This window comes from Rhizobium sp. CSW-27, assembly GCF_018760785.1.
Classification (GTDB): Bacteria; Pseudomonadota; Alphaproteobacteria; order Rhizobiales; family Rhizobiaceae; genus Neorhizobium.
Genome location: NZ_JAHHZO010000049.1, coordinates 1 through 2,264 on the forward strand (window position 1 = coordinate 1; position 2,264 = coordinate 2,264).

Annotated in this window: 2 protein-coding genes; one reads left to right on the forward strand and one right to left on the reverse strand. The window is 29.6% G+C overall.

Features of this window, described 5'->3' with window-relative positions:
- Window positions 1-475, forward strand: a 475-nt coding sequence (locus KLP42_RS27465) for an ATP-binding cassette domain-containing protein (protein WP_215571148.1), incomplete at its 5' end; no start/stop codon positions are given.
- Window positions 476-1,112: 637 nt separating this feature from the next.
- On the opposite strand, the gene KLP42_RS27470 is transcribed toward KLP42_RS27465, so the two are convergent.
- Window positions 1,113-1,970, reverse strand: a complete 858-nt coding sequence (locus tag KLP42_RS27470; RefSeq protein WP_215571149.1) for a replication initiation protein — start codon at window positions 1,968-1,970, stop codon at window positions 1,113-1,115.
- Between the last annotated feature and the right edge of the window lie 294 nt (window positions 1,971-2,264).

The window sequence follows — 2,264 nt, forward strand, 5'->3', positions numbered from 1 at the left end:
AACTATTCTAGCTAGAATGCATTTTTTTAGAGATGATGTTTATAAACCAATAAGTGTTTTAAGTGGTGGAGAGCGAGTTAAAGTAGCACTAACTAAAGTATTCTTAAGTGAAGTTAATACGTTGGTATTAGATGAACCAACAAACTTTCTTGATATGGAAGCTATAGAGGCGTTTGAATCTTTGTTAAAGGAATATAATGGCAGTATAATCTTTGTATCTCACGATCGTAAATTTATCGAAAAAGTAGCCACTCGAATAATGACAATTGATAATAAAGAAATAAAAATATTTGATGGCACATATGAACAATTTAAACAAGCTGAAAAGCCAACAAGGAATATTAAAGAAGATAAAAAACTTTTACTTGAGACAAAAATTACAGAAGTACTCAGTCGATTGAGTATTGAACCTTCGGAAGAATTAGAACAAGAGTTTCAAAACTTAATAAATGAAAAAAGAAATTTAGATAAATAAATTACTTTAAATTTAAGCAATAAAGATTATTCTTGTTGTCTTTTTATTGAATCATTGATGGGTAATATTTATTAAGTTAGCGTATTGCATAACATATACAATTCAACTACCCATAATCAGTAATTATGTCAACCAACTAAAAAGGGACAAACACCGTCATATCAGTGTTTGTCCCTTTTTGTCCGGATTATAGGTTATACAACTTTTATACATACCCTTAACCACACGTTTTCATGCGTTTTCATTAAGAGAACTTTTGTATCTTTATTCAGTTATCAATGTCTAAGTATTGCATACAGTATGCCTGCATATTGTATGCATGTATACAATATCATGTGAGTACAGTACAGAAAGATTTTGTTATACTAAAAAAGCACTTCCTGTGCAGAAAGGAGGTGCCACATCTAATGATTGTCGCTCTGTTTGTTATCAAATATATCGTTTGTCCAATTATTGTTGGACGTGTTCTTTATTTATTAAATCAAGAACAGCAACGATAAAAAAGAAACCCCAGCATATGCTTTGGTCGGCATGCTGGGGTTTTCACATCCAATGATGTGTCTGTCTGTTTGTTACTTATATAATATCATGATATTATACACTCTTCAATTAACGCTTTCGTTTTATAATCTTTTTTCTATTCTTCCCAATCCACTTCAAGTTGTCTTAAAAAAGCTTCTCGTTCTTTCTCTAATTGTGGATCATACTCATTGTGTGTTGGTTTTTCATATGTGCGTTCTTCTAACCATTTCGGAGTTTTCTCACGACTGATATATTGACGTGACTTACCTATATTCGCCATTTGTGGTTGTCGTTTATTGTGAATGCGTTTCTCAGCCTCAAACGTAAACTCTAGCCATTCAATTTTACGCCCTTTTTTTGCCTTGATTTTATTAATGCTAAGGTTATTAAAAATTGCAGAAAGTTCATTAACTATTGGTTTTAAGACACGCTTAGTTATATCATTCATTTGATAAGTTTTAGGAACATCCAGACGATTTTTAAAATCGTCTAAATTCATTTTTACATAACCAGTATGTTTGTATTGTTTAAGTAATCTAAACATATTTTTAGCGTAAGTAGATTTAAGGTGTGTCATTTCCCTCAACTCAAATTTTGTAAAATCAGCAGTTATAGAATTTAAAATGTGTTTTAAATCAGAATTAATACTAATAGATAAACATTCTTCATCTAAATCTATTTTATATGAAGTGAACAAAACAAATTTTTCAAATGATCTGCCATTACGTTCTATGTACGTTAAGTTAAGCATTTTATCGTATACATGTTCTAAATCATTAATAAAACGTTCTTGTGAACGAGTATAGTAGTTACTTAAATATTTTAATTCTTCAAAAGGAATAGTTACTTTTCTTGTATCTTGCTCTTTAAGTTTATTGCATAGAGTAAAGAACAAATCTACTTCAGTGCTTGTAAAACGTCTTAATGGAACTAAATTCATCTCATTTCTATATACTACTGTTTCGCCAGACATACAAAACTCCTCTCCATTTTAAAAGTGACTTAATATACAAAACGTCCCTTTTAAATATTGTTTAAAAGTATTATAACACCTATTATGAAGATAAAAAAAGGTAAAAGTGACTTAATATACAAAACGTCCCTTTTATTGTTACAAAACGTCCCTTTTATTGTTACAAAACGTCCCTTTTATTGTTACAAAACGTCCCTTTTATTGTTACAAAACGTCCCTTTTCATATCTCAAATCTATTGTCGCTCTAAGGCTAAAATAGTGTCTAAAAAGGTTTTAAAAAGATTTATAAAAAT

Excerpts from the sequence above, each read along its gene's own strand:
- KLP42_RS27470 (WP_215571149.1), bottom strand. The coding sequence starts at position 1,970 with ATGTCTGGCGAAACAGTAGTATATAGAAATGAGATGAATTTAGTTCCA.